Genomic DNA, 22,694 nt, shown 5'->3' with positions numbered 1-22,694 from the left:
TTTTTTCAGTGTGGTTTCTTTGACAAAAGAAATACTACCTCCCCGAGGGATCGGGTAATTTTTTGTGGTTGCCTTCTTTTTGCAGGGAGGTTTTTAAAAGTAGACCTTTAACTCTAAATAAAAAAAACAAAAAGCGGCTCCTGATGGAGATCAGGAGCGTTTAATGATAAGCTATGTTGTTTTTAGGAAATCTTTTCTTCTTTTAAAATCTCTCCAATCGCTTGCACGAGCGCCTGTACATCTTCCGGAAATATTTGCCCGATATTGCCGATGCGGAAGGCATTGGTTTTACTGAGCTTGCCGGGATAGATCACGAAATTCCTGTCGCTGAGTTTGCGATAGAATGTTTCGAAGTTGAAGGCTGGGTGTGTTGGGTATAAGAAAGATGTGATGATGTGGCCTTGTATGGTTGGGTTTAGGTATTGTGAAAACCCTAGCGCGGCCATACCACTATCCAGCACGGATTTATTGGTGCGGTACCTTTTTTCCCTGGCAGGAATTCCACCTTCTTCTTCCAGTTCTTTTAAAGCCTGGCGGAAAGCCATCAAACTCAGTGTAGGAGGTGTAAACCTGAACTGTCCACTGGTTTCCAACCCATACCATTGATCATAGAGATCGAGGCTCAGGCTGCGTGCCTGGCCTTTTGCTTTTTGTAGTGCATCCCTTTGTGCGATGACAAAGGCAAAACCAGGAATGCCTTCTATGCATTTGTTGGAAGACGAAACAAGGAACTGAATATTGCAGGCTTTGATATCTAACTCCACACCACCGAAACTGCTCATGGCATCTACAATAAATGTTTTACCGTTGGAGGCACATAAAGCACCAATCTCTTTTATGGGGTTGAATAAACCGGTAGTGGTTTCGCTGTGGATGCAAGCTACATGGGTTATTTCGGGATGAGCCGTTAAAAATGCTGCTACTGTTATAGGGCTGGTGATCTCATCCTCTTCAAACTGTAATATGCTATGTGGCAGTTTGTGGATGACGGCCATCTTTACGATGCGTTCTCCATAAGCGCCATTACTCAGGATCAATAAATGATCACCAGGGGTGATGGTACTGCTGATCACACTTTCTATTCCAAAAGTACCAGAACCTTGTACGATCACGGTTTCGTATCCCTCTTCTTTGGACACATGTCCGAGTTTGAGTAAAGCATTCCGGATGTACTGAATGGTTTCAATGAACGCTTCATCCCGGGAGCCCATATCTTCCAGGGCTGCCTCTTTTACGGTGCGGGAAGTAGATAGTGGTCCCGGTGTAAATAATAACTTCTTCATGTATCCTATTGATGTAAAGTAATGTTCTCCATATTCACAGGCGGCTCTGCACCTGGTTTCTGAAACAGTTTGCTGATCCCGTATTTCCGGTTAAAGAATAATACGGATATAAGGATCAATGTCAGGCAGGTGAAACATAACACATAGCTGAACTGCATCAACACCCTGCTCCAGCGAAGGTCTTTCATAAAGAACTCTCTGTATAATAATAGGCCTACGCTGCCGAGATAACCGGTAGCATCGCAGCCATATACAAAGAATCCTGCGTTGGCTTTCATTTTAAATAAGCCTATCAGTCTTTCGAATAGCGCTATCTGAATAGGGATGTAAGCTAAAAATAAACCAGTGCCTAAAGACAACATCCAGCCGAAAGGACTGATCCATGCCTGGTAAAATAAAAAGGTACTGATACCAGTTGTGAGAATACCGATGGCGATCAAACCCTGTGTGGCCCAAAGTCCGCGGATATTACTGCGGATGAGGGATAAAGGCGCCACGCAGCATACTACGATCAGGGTGCTGAGTAATTCTGTTTGTGAGAATACGGCTTTATTCCAATGTGTGCCGGAAATATCATTCCATATTTCTACGGCGAAGTTATCCCGGAAATCACGCAGGGTGGTGAGCATGCAAAAACTCAATAAAATGCACAAGAGGCCGGGGCCGTATTTTCTGAGGATGGTTTTTTTGTCTTCGTTGTTCATGGGCTGCCGCTCTGCCTTTAATATTTTATCTGTTTCGTTGGGTGCCGGTACGATGGAAAGCATCCATACAAAAAAGCAGAAGAGTGGCAGGAAGAGTAATCCGATGGTGAAGGGCATCCAGAATTCAGAGATAAAAGGAAATAACTCCTGGATCTCCATGTAAGTGGTTTTCAATACCCCGGAAGCTGCGATCATGCTGATACTCAGTCCCATGCCTAGTATTTCCGTAAACCTGCGGCCTTCTAAGAAACTAAAGATCACTCCCCATACCATGCCCAGCGGCAGACCATTCAGGAAGAGGAAGAAAAAGTTATAGGGATAAGGGACGAGGCCAAAACCCAGTAAGGAGACCTCGGCAAAAAGGATCAATCCAATGATCAGCGGAATGCGGCGGGAGGGCTGCAATTCGGAGATCACTTTGATGCCTACGAACTTGGATACCATATATCCCATCACCTGTGCAATGATCAGTACGGTCTTATAGCCGATGCCAAATAACACCAGGTTTGTATACAAGCCCGTATTGAAAGGTTTACGGAATGCATACATACAGAAGTAAGTGCCAAAGGAAGCCATTAAGCACCAAACAATAAAGAAGATCCCGGAGGAATCCTGTAGCCGTTTCTTAAACATGATCAATTTTCGATGTTTAGTATTACAATGCTGGCCCTCATCTTTTGTTTAATATTTGTAAATTATGAAAATTCCTTAAATTACAATAGATAAGCACAGAAATTTTCTTAAGACAACCCATAAACTCCATCTCATGGCCAACTTTAAATTATCCAGACGAAGATCGATAGTTTAGAATTAGTAAAAATATGCCCTATGTTAAGTAATTATTATTTTAATATTTCTATACTGTTAATTTAGTATTGCTTAACATTTAGGTCATATAGACAGGACAACTTTGTATTGCTAAATCGCTTAATCCTATCTACTATGCAACACAGTTTTCAACCTAACTTTAGGGCAGCGCTCCTCATGCTGGCCCTGCTGCTCACGTGTACAATTACGTGGGCGCAACAACTGGTCTCCGGCAAGATCCTGTCCGAAGATCAGCAACCGGTTCCCGGCGCCTCAGTGAAAGTAAAAGGTACTAATAATGGTACGGTTACAGACGCGCAGGGCACTTTTTCCATCAAAGCCGCAAATGGCGTAATTCTCCAGGTTTCTTCCATCGGTTTTCTGACACAGGAAATAACCACGAATGGAGAATCCGCGATCACAATTATCCTGCAAACAGACAAAAAGAATTTAGGCGAAGTAGTAGTAACAGCACTCGGCATCAGAAAAGATAAAAAGGCCCTGGGCTATTCTGTGCAGGAAGTAAAAGGATCTGATCTCATCAAAGCCCGCGAACCAAATCCTATCAATGGTTTGGTGGGTAAGATAGCCGGTCTTACTGTGGGTGCTTCTCCTGAATTACTGGCTTCGCCGCAACTGCTGTTACGTGGCAGCAAGATCGGGTTGTTTGTAGTGGATGGCGTGCCCATCAACTCAGATACCTGGAACATTTCTCCGGACGACATTGAAAGTTACACGGTACTGAAAGGTGCTACGGCTTCTGCTTTGTATGGCTCCCGTGGTTTGAATGGTGCTATTATGATCACTACGAAGAGAGGCTCTAAAGATAAAAGAGGTTTTTCTGTAGAGTTCAATTCCAGCACGATGTTCGACGAAGGTTTCCTGGCCATTCCTAAAACACAGGATGAATACGGCCCTGGCGACCATGGTAAATATGCATTTAAAGATGGCCGCGGTGGTGGTACCAATGATGGCGACTATGATGTATGGGGCCCTAAATTTGAAGGTCAGCTTATTCCGCAGTATGATAGTCCTGTTGATCCGGTTAGTGGTGTGCGTTCCGCTACACCATGGACTGCACGCGGAAAAGATAACCTGAACAGGTTCCTGCAAACGGGTGTGCTTAGCACCAACAACCTCTCTGTTTCCGCAAGAGGTGAAAATTACGATCTGCGTTTCTCGCTTTCGCACTCTCAGCAAAAGAGCATTATCCCGAACAGTAAATTAAGCATCACCAACTTCAACATTTCCGCCGGTTATGATCTGTCCGACAGATTACGGTTGGATGGTTACCTCAACTATAACCGCCAGTACACCCCTAATTTTCCGGATGTGGCTTATGGTCCAAACAGTCTTATCTATAACATCTCCATTTGGACAGGCGCAGACTGGGACGTAGATGCTATGCGTAATTACTGGCAGCCGGGTAAAGAAGGAATTCAATCTGTATTCGCAGAATATCAGCGTTACACGAATCCATGGTTCCAGGTGATGGAATGGAAACGCGGGCATTATAAAACAGACATGAACGGGTACATGAAACTCTCTTACAAGATCTCAGATCACCTGGATGTGCTGGCCCGTTCACAGGTTACTTCCTATGATATGTTGCGGAATGAAAAATTACCTTTTTCTGCGCATCCTTATGGAAGAGAAGCTGGTTTAGGTGATTACCGGGAAGACAAACGTTCCATGTTTGAAAACAACACGGATGTATTGCTTACCTATCATGATAATCTCACCCCTGTCATTAGCCTGAAAGCTTCTGTGGGTGGTAATGCCCGGTCTTTCTCCTATAAATCCAGTTTCACTTCTACTGATTATCTGAACGTGCCAGGATGGTACGCTTTTGCGAATTCATTAAATCCATTAAAGTCCACCAACTTTACATCAGACATGCTGGTGTTGAGCGGATATGGTTATGCGGATCTTTCTTTCTCCAAATACGCCACCTTATCTTTAACCGGCCGGTATGATAAACTCTCTACGCTCCCCAAAGGCAACGACGTATATTTCTATCCCTCTATTTCCCTCAGTACCGTTGTATCTGATTATGTGAAACTGCCGGAAGTGATTGACATGTTGAAATTCAGAGGCTCTTATGCGAATGTGAAAGGTGGTTTGACGATGGCTACTATCGGCGCAACACCACAAGCCACCTACCCGGTTGGTTATGGTACGGAATACCAGTCTTCTTACGACGGTCCCTCCTTTGAAAACTCTGCCGGATATGATGTTCGTCCTTTGTATGATTCCAAAGTAGGCGCCATCTATTCCAGAACGATCGCTAATCCTGATCTGAAACCCTTCTCCAGTACGGCTTATGAAACAGGGATGGATCTCCGGATGTTCAGAAATCGTTTAGGATTGGAAGTTACTTATTTCGTGACCAAGGATGGTCCGCGTATTTATAATTTCCCGATCACAGATGCTACCGGTGCTGAAAAGTATCTGGTGAATGGTGTGGTAACCCGTAAGCAGGGTTGGGAAGTTTCGCTCACCGGGGCGCCGCTTCGTAATACAACTGGTTTGAACTGGGATGTAATGATAAACTGGTCTACGTTTAAAGAGCGGTATGTAGATTTCTATCCCGGTGTAAATACACTGAACACTTATTATAAAGCGGGAGACAGGGTAGATGGTATCTATGGCCAGACATTCGTAAGAACACCAGATGGCAAACTGATCAATGATGCCAGCGGCAGACCTATTAAATCACCAGCTAATCAGTTCCTCGGTTATGCTAACCCGGATTGGGTATGGGCGGTGAACAATACTTTCCGTTACCAGCAATTCTCCCTCAGCTTCCAGTTTGATGGCCGTGTGGGTGGAAGGATGAATAATTATATTCAGCAACAAACCTATCGTGGCGGCAGGCACATTAATACCGTACTGGGTAAAATGGGCGAAGCGCGTTTCAATGATTACAAAGGTGTGAAATCATGGGTAGGAGATGGTGTGGTGGTGAGTAATGGTGCGGCTATTCAGTATGATAATGATGGCAGGGTCACTAATTACAAAGACCTGGTGTATGCTCCCAATACCACCAAAACCTTCCTGCAGGATTACATCAGCTTCTACTATAATACCATGGAGGCTAACATGATCAGTAAAACTTTCATGAAGCTGAGGGAAGTGGTGATCGGTTATACTGTTCCGCAGCATATCCTGAGCGGCTCTTTCATCCGCCAGGCCAGTGTTTCCCTGGTAGGCAGGAACCTGTTGTATTTCGCGGAGAATAAAGATGTGGATATTGACCAGTATGCCGGTAACGAAAGCGGTTCCGGATTGCAATCACCTTCTACCCGCCGTTACGGAGTGAACCTCAACATTACCTTCTAAATAATATCATTATGAAAACGATAAAAATATTCCTCTTCGTTGCGATACTGGGCCTTATGGGCACAGGTTGCAGCAAACAGTTCTCGGATTATGAAATGAATTCCAATAAACCGCTGCAGGTTCCTCCGGGTTTGGTGTTGACGGGTATCCTCAGCAATATCAATATCAATTCTCCCTGGAGTGATGTGATGCGCTGGAATCAATTCGATGCCTGTAATTACAACTATTACGGTAACCAGCGTTACGATTGGGGCGGTGCTAAATCCAACGATTATTATACGCTCTTCAATGTGCTGAAAATGGAAGAAGAAGCGAAACGTTTGGGTGGCGCAGCGGTGAATCCTTATGCAGCGTTAGGCAAATTCTTCAAAGCATTCCTCTTTTACCGCATGACGGTAATGGTAGGCGATCTGCCCATGACAGAAGCTTTGAAAGGAAAGGATAACCTGTATCCTGTGTATGATGATCAGAAAGCGATCTTCATCCAGGTCCTGAAATGGCTGGATGAGGCGAACACAGATCTCACACAGCTCATCGTGAACCCTGATAAAAGTAATACGAGTGTAGGGCAGATCTTATCCAACGATTTCTATTTTAATAACCGGCTGGAAGACTGGCAACGTTCGGTGAACACTTTACGTTTACGCGTATTGATCAGCCTGAGTTTGAAAACGGCAGATGCGGAATTGAAAGTAGGGCAGCAGTTTGCGGATGTGGTGAACAATCCCGCTAAGTATCCTTTGATGACAGGTATTGAGCATAACATGAAGTATGTGTACAACAACATCAACAAGTATCCCATCAACCCGGATAACCTGGGGAACGATGCTACACGTTACAATATGTCTGCCACCTATTTGAATAAACTGGTGAGCCTGAATGACCCGCGTGCTTATCTTACTGCGGAACCTGCCACGGCACAGTTAAAAGGGGGTAAAACACCGGCTGATATTACGGCTTATGTGGGAGCGCCATCAGGAGAAAGTTTGGATGATATGTCTTCTAAAATGGCGGATGTGGTGAATGCTGCTTACTCTTTACGTAGCCGCAGCCGTTATTATTCCGGGTATTCTCCGGAGCCGCAGGTGTATATTGGCTATCCTGAAATGTGCTTTAACATTGCAGAAGCGATCAACCGTAAATGGATCACCGGCAGTGCAGAGGATTGGTATAAAAAAGGTATCCGTGCATCACTGTCATTTTATGGCGTACCGGTTGATGCGCCGGGTAATGTGATCAAGGCTTATAGCGGCACTAACTATACTATTCCGTTTAATTTTGAAGGTGTATATTATCAGCAGCCGTCTGTGAAGTATGCTGGTGATAATGCTACTGGCCTGGAACAGATCCTGACACAAAAGTACCTCGCATTTTTTCAGGGTTCAGATTTTGAAGCTTACCTGAACTGGAGGAGAACGGGTGTGCCGGTTTTCAGTACAGGTGCAGGGACTGGAAATAATGGGGTGATACCTATGCGGTTTAAATATCCGGATAGCCATCGTGCTTCTAATGAACAGCATTGGAAAGATGCGGTACAGAAGCAGTTTGGTTCTGCGGTGGATGATATTAATGCGAAGATGTGGATGATAAAATAATAACAGATCTAAATCGGGAAAGGGCTGCTCTTTATAGAGCAGCCTTTTTTAGTTTAATTCTTTAAGGGTATAATTTGTACTTCTCCCACCGGAAGCTTCTTTCTCTAATATATCTTTTGTCACGAGATCCTGTATATCTCTGATGGCCGTGTCTTGCGAGCATTTTGTCATCTTAGCCCATTTGGATGAAGTAAGTTTTCCTTCGAAATCATCCAGTAATTTGTTCAGCATATATTTCTGACGTTCGTTAAGCGACTCTCTTGCAAAAGTATCCCAGATTTTTTCTTCTTTATTATCAACGCCAGTGTATTATCTGCAGCAGATATAGAACGGTCTAAACATTGCAGGAACCAGGCCAGCCAGCCAGTGAGATCGAGTTCGCTTTGTTCCGTTTTTTGCAGGATATCATAATAATCATTCCTTTCAGCCCTGATCTGTGCAGACATGCTGTAGAATCTGTATGGGGTTTCATCTGCGCGGGCCAGCTGCATATCTGCAATGGCGCGGCCAATACGGCCATTGCCATCATCAAAAGGATAGATGGCAACAAACCACAAGTGTGCCATTGCGGCTTTTATCACAGGATCTAACATTTCATCGGTTGCATTAAACCAATCCAGGAACTTTTGCATTTCAGTATCCAATCTATCTGAATCCGGCGCCTGATAGTGAACTGTTTCATTGCCCATGGGGCCTGATACAACCTGCATAGGGTCATTTTTTGTATTTGTTCGCCATGCCCCAATAGTCATTTTGTATTTATTTGCAGGAAATAGTGCCGTATGCCAGCGGAACAGGCGTTCAGCTGTTAATGGTTCTGTATAATTTTGGGTGGCATCTATTAGCATATCAACAATCCCTTCCACATTCCGGTCAGAGGGAACGAGGCCTGCAATATCCATCCCCAATCTTCGTGCGATGGAAGAACGTACCTGTGCATGGTTAAGCACCTCGCCTTCTATTTCGCTGGATTTTAGAACATCTAATGTGAGGTTCTTGAGGGTTGCCTCTTTTTGGAGATTGAACCCAAGGCTCTCCATGCGGCCTAATAGTTTGCCCTGATGGGAGCGTATGTTTGCTAAACCCAGTACGTTTTGGGAAAATCAAAATAAAAATCGGGCCACTGGGGCATTTGGTGCATGTATCTAATGCTCATCTTCCCGAAGATACAGCTTGATTTACGCATATCGTGCGGAGAATAGATGTTTTTTCTACGCTTTTTTTGCGGATATTAGCCCCATATTCTACGCATCGCCCTTTTTACAAATTCAAGCCCTTCAGCTCAAATCCTTCCTCATTTACTCTCAAATGCGCTACCCTGCCATATTCTACCCTGATCCCGTAAGAATCTTCAATGGGAGTATTAGTGGCGTAAGCAAGGATAGATCGGATCACGCCGCCGTGAGTAACAATGGCGGTATCCTGTTTGGTTTTGAGGATTTCCTGGAAAGCGGCTATGCTGCGTTCATAGAGGGCGGCATAACTTTCGCCGTTAGGCATGGGGTTGTGGAGGTAATCTGCCATCCAGGTTTTGGGTGTGGTGATAGCGATGTCCGTCCAGGTTTGCATTTCCCAGTCGCCAAAATTTACTTCTCTTAAACGTTCATCTGTTGCAAAGGGAGTTCCGAAAAGGAATTCGGCCAGTTTGCTGCAACGTTGCAGGGGGCTGGCGAAAACGGTGAGGTCTTTTGCCGGTAAAATGTCCTGCACGCGGGCGGCTTCTGTAGGGAAAGTGTTAGCCAGGTCAAGGTCTGTAAATCCGTAGCAGGTGCCGTATTCCACATCTGGCGTGGTGTGCCGTATTAAGAAAATATCTATCATTCCGGCGCAAATGTACGACTCTTTTCTCAGGCGGTCTGGAGATCGAGCGTTCTGAATTTGGATTGCAGACGTGCGGGTACTTCAAAAATCTCCGGATGGAAAAGATGAGAGAGTACGGTGATGCCATCTACCAATGTGCTGGCGCTCGGTTGTGTGAAGAGATCGTAATCTGCTAAGAATACATTTCCGTTGCGAACGGCTTGTAAATTATCCCAGCCGGGTACGCGGGTAACGAGATGTAATTCTTCTGCGGAACGATCTGTTAGAAAACCACAGGGGGCGATTACGAGTACTTCTGGATCATAGCGCAGGATCTTTTCCCAGGGTGTAACGATGGAATCGCCGGCGGGGTTGGATAACATGTCTACACCACCTGCATAAGCTACCTGGTAAGGGATCCAGTGACCACAGTTGTAAACGGGGGCCATCCATTCCATGATCATCACACGGCGTAAAGGAGCACGGTGGGCACGGAGGGTATCTACGGTTTCGTCTAATTGTTTTTGCAAACGGGCGAGGTAACGGTAAGCAGCTTCTTCTTCTCCCAATGCTTTACCAATGGTGATGGCACAATTGAAAACGTCCTGGAGGTTATTGGGACTGAGGCTTACCAGCTCAGGCATTTTAGGTAATTTATATACGGCCTGTTGCGTGCAATGTGTGTCTATCTGGCACACTTCACATACATCCTGTGTGAAGATCACATCCGGTGCAATGGAAGCTAATACATTATCATCCACATAATACAAACTCTTGCCCTGCGCTTTGGACGCAGAAAAGATGCGGTCTATTTCCTCACTGGTATAAGTATTTCCTTCCAGTACATATCGCACAACACGTTGTTTTTCTGCCAGCGCTATTGGCGGACATTCAAACGTAACACCATGCAACAGGTGTTGCAGGCCCATGTCATAGATCATTTGTGTTGCAGCAGGGAGGAAGGAACAGGCGACCATTGTTTATGTTTTTAAAAGGGCTGACCATATATATGGCCAGCCCAATGATTATTTGGAGATAGACAGTGCAGGGATCTTGCTTTGCATCAGCTCAAATAAGCCGAAGAAGATGGCACTGTATACCAGGTTACTCAGTAGGGTATTCTTAATAGTGCTGGCGCCTTGTATGTAACATTTCACCAGACCTGTAAAGTCTTTTGTGAACTGCGTACCGGTGGTCATGTCAATATTCACAGGGCTCAGCCATGTGCCGAAATCGGACAGCAGCCAGAATGCTACTGCAGATACCACACTGGCCACCACGATATTTGTTATCCGTACTTTTTTGATGAGCAGCTGACCGGAGAGTACCATGGCAGCAAAACCAAAGTACGTCCAGATCCATCCATCGTACATGATGCCGGTAACGTATGCATCATAGATAGTGAGGTTCATGATCACATCACTCAGGAAGATGCAGAGTAAGGGGAACACATAACTTTTCCATTTATCTGCAAAATAGGCGCCGCCAAATAAGGCCATAGCACCTACGGGAGAGAAATTGGAATAGGGTGTGATATGCCCTGCTGCAGTGATCCGCAGAACACCAGCTACGATGATGAATAACAGCAGCACAAAAAAGCGGGGCTGCAAATTTTTAATTGACATGACGGGTTTCTTTATTTAAATATTACAAACTGAATGATATGCCGGTCTGCATGTTAAAGCCTTGCACGGAATATCCGTAAATTTCCCAATATTTTTTATTATTGGTGATATTATTTGCATTGAAGAACAAACGGGCTTTATCAGAGAAACGATATTCTGCATACATATCCCAGATGGTGTAAGCTTTCAGTTCGAGGTTCTGAGAAGGCTCCGGCCATGGCGGGAAGTACAGATCGTTCCTGGTACCTACCTGGCGGATGTTAGTGCTTACAAATAATTTAGGCAATACCTGGTAACCAATGTTCAGTCCACCACTGTGATTTGGACGGCGAACGAGGTTATTATAAGTAGTGTCCTTTGTACCGGCCTGTGTAGTTACCTGGCCTTCTACGTAGGCATAGAATACTTTAATGTCCAGTCCTTTTACAGGGTGTACAGCGAGTTCTACTTCCAGTCCTTTATCATTCTGCTTGTTATAGTTTGCATACTTGTTGCGTGCAGTGATATAGGTGATCACATCTTTTATATCCCGTTTGAAACCTACTACGCGAAGGTCCAGTTTGTCTTTCACGAGGAAAGTCTGGAAGCCTGCTTCATAGCTGGTGGCTTTTTCCGGTTTCAGGTTCTCATCTCCATAAGAAGTATACAGCGCGGTTAAAGTAGGCGCTTTGAATCCGGAAGAAAGGTTCACGAACAGTTTCACCTTATCTGCAATCAGGTAAGAAGGATTGAGGCTATACGTGAAGTTGTTACCGAATTTGGAATGTAAGGTATAACGACCGCCTGCTTCAAAGCTAAAACCATGCAGGTTTTTGATGAACACAGATACATAAGGGCTGGTGTTATACTGGCTGCGGGGCGTAAACTTGTTGACAAGGAAATTAGAGGTGTCTGTGAGTTCAGCTTTGCGGTACTCTACACCTGCCAATACCTGTAACCAGCTATTGAGATTATAGTGACCATACAACTCGCCAAAATAAGAGCGGCCATCTAATGACAGCAGGCTATAGGAACCATCATCCACCCGTGTTACTTTCTGGTAACCGAAATTGGCATGTACTTCTCCTTTACCATTCAGGTCGTAGATACCACGGATACCGGTATTGATGAGATCAGATTTGTTGTTGTTCTTCAGATTATCTTCAAACGTGCCGCCGTCGTATTTGCTTTTATAATCAGAATACATGAAGAAGGGTTGCAGTTTCAGGTGTTCTGTAGCCTGAATGCCGAAGTTCACCAACACCGAATTCTGTTTGTAACCGTCTTTGTCGAATTGCGGATTGGTAACCGTGTCAAACGGAGCGGCTTCAGAGATACCATCTGTTTCAAAATGGGTGAAGCTTACATTATAATCAACATTTTCTTTTTGACCACGGAGACCCAGTGTTCCTTTCAGGCTGCTGTTGCTGCCCAGGGTAAGGTTGCCAAAACCGGTCACTGGTTTTTCGCCGCCTTTTTTGGTGATGATGTTGATCACCCCTGCAATAGCATCTGCACCATACAGGGTGGATTGTGTACCACGGAGGATCTCAATCCTTTCGATCAGGTCTACCGGCATAAAACGGAGGTCGATGGAATTACCGGTAAGGCCGGTAGCATCTGCTGCGGGAATACCATCCAATAAGATAGTGGTGTATTGAGAGGTGGCGCCGCGGAAGTACAATTCTTTGTTCTTGCCGGGGTTGGAACCTACACCGTTAATAACGATGCCGGCTTGTTCATTCAGCACATCACTTACAGAGCGGCCGATGTTCCTTTCAATTTGTTGACGGCTAATAACCGTGAGCACCTTTCCGGTTTCACTTTGTTTTTTAGCGAATTTTGTAGCGGTTACCACAACTGTGTTCAGTTGTGAAACATGTGTTGAATCTTGTGCCAAGCCAGCCTGGCCGATTGCCAGCAGACCCAGTAGTGTGTAGATGTTCTTTTTCATGTAATTAATTTAATTACACGCAAGGGAGATGTTGAAAAGTATAGAATGCCTCCTACAGGCAATTACACCCTCCGCTTTTCACCCGAAAGCGCGGACTGATAAAAATTGGTATGCGGCAGGTCTTCTGGCTTTCCCGCTTTTCGGATGACCTTCCCCCCCGTTGCCGGGAAGTGGTATGAAAGAGTCCGAAAAACGTTTCCTTATTGGAGAATATAAGGAAGCGGGATTACAGCTACGGGGATAGCTCCGGAATTGAACCGGATTCCCTATTAATGCCTGGCAGATGAAAGGTTTCATCCAAAGGCAACCGTTTACCGTGGGCAAACCTACGATATTTTGTAATAAATAAGTACGAATCGGTTATCTTGTATATATGAGTATCAAACCAAAGCTAGGACCCTTTGACCTGACGATGATAGTGGTAGGATTAGTGATAGGCATGGGTATTTTCAGAACTCCTGTAAGCGTGGCCCGGGAAACCGGCACCCCTGTATTGTTCTATTCCGTATGGGTTTTGGCAGGGCTTGTTTCCTTATGCGGCGCGCTTACTTATGCAGAAATTGGTTCCAGGTATCCTGTGGCTGGGGGCTTTTATAAAGTGTGCTCTTATGCTTTCCATCCTGCTTATTCTTTTATGATCAACTGGACGCTGGTGATCTCCAATGCAGCATCCATTGCTGCAGTTTGTATTGTAGGCGCGGAATACATCGGTCCTGTACTGTTGCCCGAAACAGCACAACATGAAGGAGGCAGGAAGCTCATTGCCATTGGGGCTGTGCTGTTCTTATACATCATCAATATGCTGGGGATCAGGATGAGCGCCAACTGGCAGAATGTGCTCACGGTAGTTAAGATCAGCATGGTGTTATTACTTTGTTTAACGGTATTCAGTGGGCATGTGGCACCGGCCAGTGTGGTTACGTCTGCTTCATCACATAGCTGGTTTTATATTTTCGGGGCAGCATTGGTGCCGGTATTCTTTACCTATGGCGGTTATCAGCAAACCATCAACTTTGGCAGTGATGTGCGGGAACCGGCTAAGAACACACCCAGGGCTATTTTCATCGGTATCAGCATTATCATCTTTTTATACCTCACGGTGAATTATGCTTATGTGAAAGTGATCGGCTTTGAACAGCTGAAAACAACAGATGCCCTGGCAGCCCGCATGGCAGGGGTTTTCTTTGGAGACAATGGTTTTAAGATCACTTCTATCTTACTGTTCTTATCTGTATTGGGGTATGCGAATGTAAACCTCATTTCCAATCCCCGCATGTATTACGCCATGGCGGAAGATGGCGTGTTACCATCCATTTTTAAAAGGGTGAACAGCAAAACGCAGGTGCAGGAAGTGGCCCTTACCACTTTCACGGTAATGGTGATAGGACTGCTGTATTTTCTGAGTAATTTCGACAAGATCATCCAGTATGTGATGCTGTTCGACTCCATTGGCCTGGCTTCTGCGGCCGCCACTATATTTATCCTGAGGAAGAAAACAGCGCACCTGGACAATACAGGCATCTACAGAATGCGTTTATATCCCTGGCTGCCGGTCCTTTTTATTAGCGTGTATCTCTTCGTAACAGTCAATATCTTTATAAGCGATTGGCAGCAGGCCCTCAGTGGGATGTTCTGGTTCGTGGCCGGGCTGCCTATTTACTTTTTTATGAAAAGAGCCGTGCGCTGATCTTCAAAGAAGATGATTTATGTACTTTGCGTCTTTTTCGGGGCGTGCAAAGGGAATACAAATACTATGGATTTATCGTTTATTATCAATGAATTGGGGGAAGACAGGGAGCAATATTTCAATGCCATTGCTCCTCCAATTATGCAAAGCAGCAATTTTGCGTTCGAGACTGTAGCCGCTTTAAGGGAATTGCTTTTGGATGAGTACAAAGGATTCGTGTACTCCCGGGGGCATAATCCAACCATCGATATCCTGCGGCAGAAGCTGGCTGCATTAGATGGGGCGGAGGATGCGCTCGTGTTTGGAAGCGGGGCTGCCGCTATCTTTACAGGAGTGCTTTCTGTTGTACAACAGGGGGATCATGTGATCTGTGTCCGGGACCCTTACAACTGGGCGAGGCAATTGTTTGAGAACATCCTGCCGAAGTTTGGGGTACAAACTACTTTTGTAGATGGAACCGACATCGCGAATTTCGAACAGGCCATCCGTCCGAATACGAAGCTGATCTACCTGGAGTCTCCCAACTCTTTTACTTTTGAGTTACAGGATATAACTGCCGTGGCCCAATTGGCACGTAGCCGGAATATCACTACCATGATCGATAACAGTTACTGTACGCCGTTATATCAGCAGCCACATCTGATGGGGATCGATCTTTGTTTGCAATCTGCTACGAAGTTTATCAGCGGGCATAGTGATACCATGGCTGGTGTATTGACCGGTACCCAGGAAAAGATCAGGAAGATCTTTGTTTCTGAATACCTGAATATTGGCAGTGCGATTGCTCCTTTTAATGCATGGCTCTTATTAAGAGGGCTGCGTACATTGGAGATCAGGCTGCAACGTAGTGCGGATAGTACCCGGCAGGTATTGGCCTGGCTGAAGAAACATCCGCTGATCCATAAAGTATTCTTTCCGCTGGACCCTGATTTTCCGCAGTTTGAACTGGCTTCACGGCAGATGAAAGGGGCGGCGGGGTTGTTGACCATTCAATTAAAAGTAGATCGGCGGGAGCAGGTGGAGCTTTTCTGTGATGCTTTGAAACATTTCCTCATGGCGGTGTCCTGGGGAGGGCATGAATCGTTGGCTTTTCCGGCTTGCGCGGGATTGGAGGCGGGGAGTTTTGATCCTAAAGAGGCGAAACATAAGATGGTGAGGTTGTATATAGGGCTGGAGGATCCGGGGTATTTGATCAAGGATCTGGAGCAGGCGTTGGATAAGATTTCATAAGAAAATCCGGGGACAGGCTTTGGCGCTGAATCGGGCCCAGAAAATGACTTGAAATCAGAACAAAGTTCTGATTTCAAGTGGATATTTTTTTTGAAAGGGGAAAGCTTTTTTTGGGGAAGAACTAAACCTGGTCTAAAGCAGATATTTTTTGGGAAGAAGTTAACCCTGTTTTTGGGAGGAACTAAGCCTGGTCTAAGGCAGATATTTTTTTGGAAGAAGTTAACCCTATTTTTTTGGGAGGAACTAAGCCTGGTCTAAAGCAGATGTTTTTTTGGAAAGAAGTTAACCCTGTTTTTTGGAGAAGAGCGAAGCCTGGTCTAAGGCAGATACTTTTTGGGAAGAGTTAATCCTGTTTTTTGAAGGAACTAAGCCTGGACTAAAACAGATATTTTTTGGGAAGAAGCTAACCTTGTTTTTTGAAGAATCTAAAACGGCTATTTTTTTGAAAGAAAATCTCATAAAAAAATCCCGGTAAGCATGGCCTACCGGGATTTTTTAATATGGTAAAAGAACAAACTCAACCGGGCATGCGGCTGATGTATTTATCCATTTCTTTGATCTGACTTTTGATCTGCTCGGTAGTTGGTTTCTGCTCTTTTGCACGGCGGAAATACTCTTTGGCAGTTTTGAAATCCCGGCGGCTCATGGAAATAGAGCACAATTGCAGCAGGGCTGCAGCGGTATTTTCTTTGTCTGGCAGGCCTAGCTTGAGGGCTTTGCGGAGATTTTCGCTGGCGGATTTTGTGTCATTTTTCTGAGAGGCAATGATGCCCAGCTGAAAATATTGCATGCCTTCATGCTCACGGGTTGGACTGCCGGATTTGATACTGTTCCTCACTGCAATTTCCGCTTTGTCCAAGTCTTCATTCTGCATAGCCAGGTTGCTTTGCATCAGGTAATAACCGGAACGGATGGGTTTGTACAGCAGTTTCGGGAACTGGATACGGTTCAGGATACGCATAGCGCCTTCCACATCTCCTGCTTCCACCGCTTCCTGTACCAGCCGCATAGGCCCAAACAGGAAATGCGTTACGATACATGCTACCCCTATTAAGAGTACAATAGCAGCTTCCCACCAGCCAAAAGCAAGGCCCAGCGCAATACCCCCTAACAGGAACACAATGCCCAGGGGTAATCGATATTTGATAAATAAGTTAAATGCTTTCATAATTCTTTAAAACGAAGGGCAAAGATACAATAACTAAAAAGGAAAAAGCAGGGCAATATTTGTCCTGCTTTTTCCTTTTTGGCCCGGGTTCCGGGTTAAATTATTTCCTGGTAAAAGAATATACTATATAAGCAGTTTTTCCTTCATAAGTAACCGGTGCGCGCCATACCATAGAGGTATTATCAACAGAAGTTAATTCCACGCGGTACCCGTCTGAAATATTCTTGGCTTTCACCCCTTCCAGTAATTCCTTGAACTGGATCATGACCATGCCACCCTGGTTAAGGGTAGACCATACAATGTTTTGTGATACGGGGGTACAGCCGTCCGTTGAACTAACGGTGGCAAAACTGCCGTATTTATTGGATGGGAGGTTCCAGTCGCTGCCCTCGAGGCATTTAGGCGGAATATTGGAAAAAACAGTGGTCACCTTAGCGGTGGAAGGCAAACCGTCATAGCTTACAGTGTTCAGCGTCCATTTCCCTTTTGCATCTTTGCCCATACTGGCGGCAGTTGGGGTACCCTGTTGTGTTGCACAGGCACTCAGCAGCAGGGTGGTTGCTCCAAATACTGTAAAGAAGCGGATCAATTGGTTTGTCATTTTTTGGATGTTTTGATGCATAGGTAACAAAAAACCGGCCAAAAGTGTTGTAAAAAAATATGGGCACACGCGGGGTGTGCCCTTTTGGGGACAATGGGATTGTAATAGAGCTATTTCGCTATTTCGGGGTTAATCTTTATATGAATAGAAAAAGGTGTGCCTCGATAACACATTATTATCTGCGTTACGGGTAATAGTTTCCCTTTTTACGGGGTATCCTTTTGTGTCATATTCGTATGTGTTTGCTGTTGTCCATTCAATACCTCCTTCTCCGTTATAGTGGATCTCCTTTTCTACCAGCGGGGTTTTAAAAATGGTCGGCAGAGGATCAAGGTGATCATTGTGATAAGTGAATTCAACAGTCGTCTGGAGGTCCGGGCCATGGTATACATTTATTTTGTGAACATTTCCATGTGCATCATAGTCGTACGTATTTTCCTGTGTCAAATCCCATTGACCATTTTCCTTGTAATAAGTGTGTGTTTCATCCAGTTTCCCGTTCCTGTAGATGTGATCCAAATAACTCGTTACGCCATTGGTGGCATCACTTACTTCCGTTTTTACCAGGTTACTTCCTGCATAGAAGTACATTGTGTGTTCTGCATTGTGATGGGTTATTTTATGGAGGCGGTTGTTCAGGTAAGTATAATCCTGGTAGGCGGTATCACCGGTGTAACCACGATAATAGTAGGATCTTATTACCTGGCCTTTTTCATTATACATGAATTTGTCCATCTGAATATTATCCGCTGTGGCTACCCTTAAGAGTAGTTTAGTTGGCAGCTGGGGGTTGGGATCCTTCTTGCAGGAAGTGATCATGGCTATGCATAGCAATGCCATCAGGGGTTTGTTACAAAGCATATAAGTATGGTTTCCGTTACTGTACAAAATTGCAACAGTTGGGAATGCCATACAATCACATATCGATGTGGTTTACAACGAGAGAGGGAAGTACCGCCGGCAAAGAGAGGGGGCGGGCGGTTTTTACTAGATGTGTATATCTGGATATAATCCTACACCAACTTATCTCTAAAAGCCTTAGCCACCGCTTCTGACTTGGAATTAACGTGCAATTTCTCGTAGATCTTTTTAATGTGGGAACGCACCGTATCAATAGAAATAAAGATCTCTCCTGCGATCATTTTGTAGCTATAGCCATTCACGAGTAATTGCAGCACTTCTTTTTCCCTGTCTGAAAGATGGTATTTATCATTTTTATCTGAAGGCTGGCGGGCAAAGAGATGTAACACCTGCCGGGCAATGGAGGAGGTCATGGGGGCGCCGCCTTCATATACTTCGTGGATGTATTCCAGTAATTTATCGGGTGATGTTTTTTTCAGAAGGTAACCATCTGCACCTGCTTTGATGGCATCAAAAACATGCTGGTTATCGTCAAACACAGTGAGCATGAGAATGGGAAGATCGGGGTATTGGGGCCGGATGATGCGGAGACCTTCTATACCATTTGTGCCGGGCATATCAATGTCCATCAGTATTACGTCAGGAAGCAGCTCTTGTGTCTGTTGTAAAATATGATCGCAGTTCCTGAAAGCGCCGCATACGATAAAATCATTCGCTCCGTCGATCAGTAACGTTAAGTTCTCTCGCAGTTTGGTGTTATCTTCATATAACACGATTCGAATCATGGTAGTGGGTATGTTCGGTAAAGGTAACATGACAAATTCGTTCTGCCAATCACATGGTTATGTGGTTGGGAACATGAGGGTGATCACGGTGCCTTTGCCGGGTTGTGAGGAAATATTCAGTTGTCCTTTCATCCTGTATGCTCTTCGTTCCATATTCATCAATCCATCTCCTTCATTTGCTTCTTTTACGTCAAAACCTACGCCGTTGTCCTGTACGCGCAGTACCATTTTCCCTTTGCGTAATTGTACACGGATATCTACAAAAGTACATTGGGCGTATTTCGCAATATTGGTGATCGCTTCTTTGTAGATCATAAAGAAGTCGTGCCGGCTTTCCAGTTGCAGTTTACGGTGGAAGATCTTTTCATCAATAGAAAAAGTAAAAGCGATCTGCCGTCCTTCCAGTACACCAGTTGTGAATTCGCGCATCCTTGCGATCACTCTTTGGAGGTTATCGTTCATGGGGTTGATGCTCCATACGATATCGTCCATGCTTTCCATCATGCGGGTGGTGCTGTCACCGATCTTTACGAGGAACTCCTGTGTTTTGGGTAAGTCCTGCAATGCGGCATTCCTTCGTGCCATGGCACTCATGATATTGATGGAGGTGAGGGTGGAACCCATATCATCATGCAGATCACGTGCAATGCGGCGCCTTACTTTTTCGGTGGACATAATCCGGTTCACCCTGATGCGGTGAATGAGATAAATGATGCCGATGATAAGTAAGATGAGCAGTCCGTAAAACCATCCTTTCTGCCAGATGGGACTGGCCAGCACAATGCGGATGGAAGTGATATGCGGGCTTTGCATGCCTTCCCCGTTTTCGCAGTATACCTGGAAGGTGTAAGTGCCGGGAGATAGATTTGTGTAAGTAACATATTGGCGATTGCCGGCTTTCACCCAATCGTTATCTATTCCTTCCATGCGGTAGGAATAACTGAGGTTATCCTGCTCCAGGTAATCGAGAGAGATATAACCGATGGTAAAGGTGCAGTCCTGGTATTTCAGTTCGATCTTTGGATCCGGCTCCTCCATCATGGGTTGATAGGGAGAGACGAGGTCTCCGTCTGTTTTGAAATAATGGATGCGTACATCAGGTGGGGGAACAGGATCCTGCAGGCTATCCGGCTGAAAGAAGATGATGTTCTTGGTGCTGCCTAATACAATGTGACCATCCCGCAGTTTATAACTGGTGGGGGATTCAAAGGTTTCATCTGCAATGCCGTATTTCCTGCCGTAGTGTACTACTTTACGTTTGATAAGGTTCACTTTTCCTGCACTGAAATTAGTAGTGAACAGGATGTTCTCGTTATTGAGGGGCTGAATATTTGTAATGGCGCCAACGGGTAATCCGTCTTCCTGTGTGATGGTGCTGAGTACTTTATCTTTCTTTGTATCCAGCAATACAATTCCTCCTGCAGCTATGAGGAGCTTGTTGTTGGGCATGGGAAAGATGTTGTAAATATTGCTGGCGGGTAGTTTGTGTTCTTTTTCATCTGCTGCATACCGTTTTACTACATGGCCGGCGGTATCCATTTTCAGGAGGCCATTGTAATTGGTGCCTACCCAGATGAAGTTATCTGCATCTGCATAGATATCCTGTATATGGTTCCAGAGATAACGGCCCTGTGTATAAAAGCTATCTGTAAAGGTGCGCATGGTATTGTGCTGGAAATCCCATTTCGCTACGATGCCTCTTTGCGTGCCGATCCATACATTTTGTTGTTTATCCAGTGTCATGCAACGGATGGAACGATTATCGAGGTCCTTCAATACGCGGTATTCCACTTTCCATGTTTTGGGATCTACTATCCATAGATTGGCATGCTGCGCGCCGATCAGTACTTTCCCATCCGGGAGGGGCAACATGCAAAAGGCCATGTTGATAGTGGTGATGGAGGGATGAAGGAGATGTTTTTTCAGTTGAGAGAAGGTGCTGTCATATACGAACAGGCCATGGCCCCAGCTGGTCACCCATACATCTCCGTTTGGATGTTGCCAGATATCTGTAGCTTCCAGCAGAGGAGGTGATTGTTTATAACTATCCGGCCAGTAAATAATGGTGTGGAATTGTTGTTTGGCATGATTGAAGGTGAACAAACCATTGCTGGTACCTATCCAGAGGTTTTGCATGTTATCTTCAAACAGGGTGAACATCTCTGAATAATCCAGGCCATTGCGGGTGAACTGGTTGCGCTGGAATGTTTCCAGTTGCTGGCCATCCGGACTGAAACGCATGAGCAGGTCACCTGATCCCCAGATATTTCCTTTGCTGTCTTCTATTAACTGAGAAACGATGCCCTGGTCTTTATGTTGTTCAGATAATATACCCGTCTTCAGATCATAATAATAGAAGCTGGGCCTTTCTACATAACGGGGCCAGATGTTGATGAACAATCCCCGTTTGGAACTGCCAAATAACCGGATCACATTTAACTGCAGAGCGGGGATCTTGAGGAGGGGAATGTCGCGTGGATTATTTTGCGGGGTGTAACAGATCTTTTGTGCGTAATCCAGGAAACAGATGCCAATGTTAGTGCCCAGCCAGTAATTGTGTGTGGCGGGGTCTTCTACTACATTAACGATATTGAATGCGGCGGGTGCAAAGAATTTTGAAAAGGGAACGAAGGCCAGTGTTTTTTCGTCATACAAAAAAGCGCCATGATCTGTTGTGCAGAGCCAGATGAGGCCGCGACTGTCTATAAAAAGTTGTGTGGCCTGGAAGTTCTTTTCGATGTTCTGGTGCAGTACAAGTATTTTGCTGGCTTTGCCGCTTACATAATTATAGGTAACTACGCAGGAGTTATAAGCGATCCAGAGGGTGTTATTTTTTCCTTCAATGATCCGCTGTACTTTTTCGTGGGAGATATCGGGGATGCCTACAAAGGGGAAGTATTCAAACTGTTTGCCATCATATCTTTGCAGGCCACCTTCCGTGCCTACCCACATGAAACCTTTGGTATCCTGGAAAATGGCGGTCACGTAATTGCTGCGCAATCCGTCTTCCACATTAAGGCGGGAGAAAAGATAAGATTGGGATTGGGATTGGGCTTGTGCAGCCAGTTGGAGAAGCACAAACAATGCTGCCAGTAGAAGCAGCTTTTCCTTACGGATGATATGCATAGATAAAAGCTCTCGCTCAAAAATAATTGCTTAATTCCATTAATTATACAATTGAAGCATTAAAAGTGGCATTTCACATCTTTATGTGGTTGGGTGTAATGCGAAGCCCTATACCTTTGCATTCAGGAAACTAATAACGAAGTAAAC

At 45.0% G+C, this 22,694-nt stretch carries 18 protein-coding genes and 1 riboswitch; of the genes, 5 read left to right on the top strand and 13 right to left on the bottom strand.

Annotated elements, in window-relative coordinates; all coding sequences use genetic code 11:
- Nucleotides 1-182 precede the first annotated feature (182 nt).
- Together GFS24_RS28015 and GFS24_RS28010 are read right to left on the bottom strand one after the other, a co-directional pair.
- Complete coding sequence (locus GFS24_RS28015) at nt 183-1,283, bottom strand: 2-aminoethylphosphonate--pyruvate transaminase (RefSeq protein ID WP_153665668.1); 1,101 nt, start codon at nt 1,281-1,283, stop codon at nt 183-185.
- A 5-nt stretch (nt 1,284-1,288) separates the two neighbouring features.
- The gene (locus tag GFS24_RS28010) at nt 1,289-2,620 is read right to left on the bottom strand and encodes a DUF5690 family protein (protein WP_153665666.1); all 1,332 of its coding nucleotides are present in this window, start codon (nt 2,618-2,620) and stop codon (nt 1,289-1,291) included.
- A 309-nt stretch (nt 2,621-2,929) separates the two neighbouring features.
- Between GFS24_RS28010 and GFS24_RS28005 the strand changes: the two genes are divergently transcribed.
- On the top strand, nt 2,930-6,136 hold the full coding sequence (locus tag GFS24_RS28005) for a SusC/RagA family TonB-linked outer membrane protein (protein ID WP_153665664.1): 3,207 nt from the start codon (nt 2,930-2,932) through the stop codon (nt 6,134-6,136).
- Nucleotides 6,137-6,147: 11 nt separating this feature from the next.
- Entirely contained in the window at nt 6,148-7,731 is a 1,584-nt protein-coding gene (locus tag GFS24_RS28000; RefSeq protein WP_153665662.1) for a SusD/RagB family nutrient-binding outer membrane lipoprotein, read from the top strand.
- A gap of 48 nt (nt 7,732-7,779) precedes the next feature.
- Here GFS24_RS28000 and GFS24_RS29305 read toward each other — a convergent pair whose 3' ends face one another.
- The 6 genes from GFS24_RS29305 to GFS24_RS27975 all read right to left on the bottom strand — a co-directional run bounded on the left by GFS24_RS29305 (nt 7,780) and on the right by GFS24_RS27975 (nt 13,089).
- The gene (locus tag GFS24_RS29305) at nt 7,780-7,962 is read right to left on the bottom strand and encodes a hypothetical protein (RefSeq protein WP_253906619.1); all 183 of its coding nucleotides are present in this window, start codon (nt 7,960-7,962) and stop codon (nt 7,780-7,782) included.
- A complete protein-coding gene (locus tag GFS24_RS27995) occupies nt 7,956-8,771 on the bottom strand; it encodes a Fic family protein (protein ID WP_253906617.1) in 816 nt (271 codons plus the stop codon). Before GFS24_RS27995 ends, GFS24_RS29305 begins: the two co-directional genes overlap by 7 nt.
- 220 nt (nt 8,772-8,991) lie before the next feature.
- Nucleotides 8,992-9,552 carry an alpha-ribazole phosphatase gene (cobC, locus tag GFS24_RS27990; RefSeq protein ID WP_153665660.1) on the bottom strand — a complete coding sequence of 187 codons (561 nt, stop codon included), beginning with the start codon at nt 9,550-9,552 and terminating at the stop codon, nt 8,992-8,994.
- A gap of 26 nt (nt 9,553-9,578) precedes the next feature.
- Entirely contained in the window at nt 9,579-10,508 is a 930-nt protein-coding gene (locus tag GFS24_RS27985; RefSeq protein ID WP_153665658.1) for an ABC transporter substrate-binding protein, read from the bottom strand.
- 48 nt (nt 10,509-10,556) lie between these two features.
- A complete protein-coding gene (locus GFS24_RS27980) occupies nt 10,557-11,156 on the bottom strand; it encodes a DUF6580 family putative transport protein (protein WP_153665656.1) in 600 nt (199 codons plus the stop codon).
- A 22-nt stretch (nt 11,157-11,178) separates the two neighbouring features.
- Complete coding sequence (locus tag GFS24_RS27975; RefSeq protein WP_153665654.1) at nt 11,179-13,089, bottom strand: TonB-dependent siderophore receptor; 1,911 nt, start codon at nt 13,087-13,089, stop codon at nt 11,179-11,181.
- A gap of 96 nt (nt 13,090-13,185) precedes the next feature.
- Nucleotides 13,186-13,416, bottom strand: a riboswitch (cobalamin riboswitch).
- Nucleotides 13,417-13,462: 46 nt separating this feature from the next.
- Here GFS24_RS27975 and GFS24_RS27970 point away from each other — a divergent pair.
- The 3 genes from GFS24_RS27970 (at nt 13,463) to GFS24_RS27960 (ending at nt 16,481) form a co-directional block, all read left to right on the top strand.
- A complete protein-coding gene (locus GFS24_RS27970; protein WP_153665652.1) occupies nt 13,463-14,776 on the top strand; it encodes an APC family permease in 1,314 nt (437 codons plus the stop codon).
- A 66-nt stretch (nt 14,777-14,842) separates the two neighbouring features.
- Complete coding sequence (locus GFS24_RS27965) at nt 14,843-16,006, top strand: PLP-dependent aspartate aminotransferase family protein (protein ID WP_153665650.1); 1,164 nt, start codon at nt 14,843-14,845, stop codon at nt 16,004-16,006.
- A gap of 295 nt (nt 16,007-16,301) precedes the next feature.
- The gene (locus tag GFS24_RS27960; RefSeq protein WP_153665648.1) at nt 16,302-16,481 is read left to right on the top strand and encodes a hypothetical protein; all 180 of its coding nucleotides are present in this window, start codon (nt 16,302-16,304) and stop codon (nt 16,479-16,481) included.
- A 42-nt stretch (nt 16,482-16,523) separates the two neighbouring features.
- Here GFS24_RS27960 and GFS24_RS27955 read toward each other — a convergent pair whose 3' ends face one another.
- From GFS24_RS27955 to GFS24_RS27935, 5 genes are all read right to left on the bottom strand, one after another.
- Entirely contained in the window at nt 16,524-17,174 is a 651-nt protein-coding gene (locus tag GFS24_RS27955) for a lipopolysaccharide assembly protein LapB (RefSeq protein ID WP_153665646.1), read from the bottom strand.
- 100 nt (nt 17,175-17,274) lie between these two features.
- Nucleotides 17,275-17,775 (bottom strand): hypothetical protein, encoded by a 501-nt coding sequence (locus GFS24_RS27950; protein ID WP_153665644.1) that lies wholly within the window; start codon nt 17,773-17,775, stop codon nt 17,275-17,277.
- Between the two features lie 129 nt (nt 17,776-17,904).
- Nucleotides 17,905-18,636: a hypothetical protein gene (locus GFS24_RS27945; protein ID WP_173003223.1), complete on the bottom strand. Its 732-nt coding sequence runs from the start codon at nt 18,634-18,636 to the stop codon at nt 17,905-17,907.
- Between the two features lie 152 nt (nt 18,637-18,788).
- Entirely contained in the window at nt 18,789-19,421 is a 633-nt protein-coding gene (locus tag GFS24_RS27940; RefSeq protein ID WP_153665640.1) for a response regulator transcription factor, read from the bottom strand.
- Nucleotides 19,422-19,478: 57 nt separating this feature from the next.
- On the bottom strand, nt 19,479-22,547 hold the full coding sequence (locus GFS24_RS27935; protein WP_153665638.1) for a sensor histidine kinase: 3,069 nt from the start codon (nt 22,545-22,547) through the stop codon (nt 19,479-19,481).
- Nucleotides 22,548-22,694 lie beyond the last annotated feature (147 nt).

The organism is Chitinophaga sp. SYP-B3965, assembly GCF_009647655.1.
GTDB lineage: Bacteria > Bacteroidota > Bacteroidia > Chitinophagales > Chitinophagaceae > Chitinophaga.
This window is presented reverse-complemented; position numbering and strand designations above follow the sequence as displayed.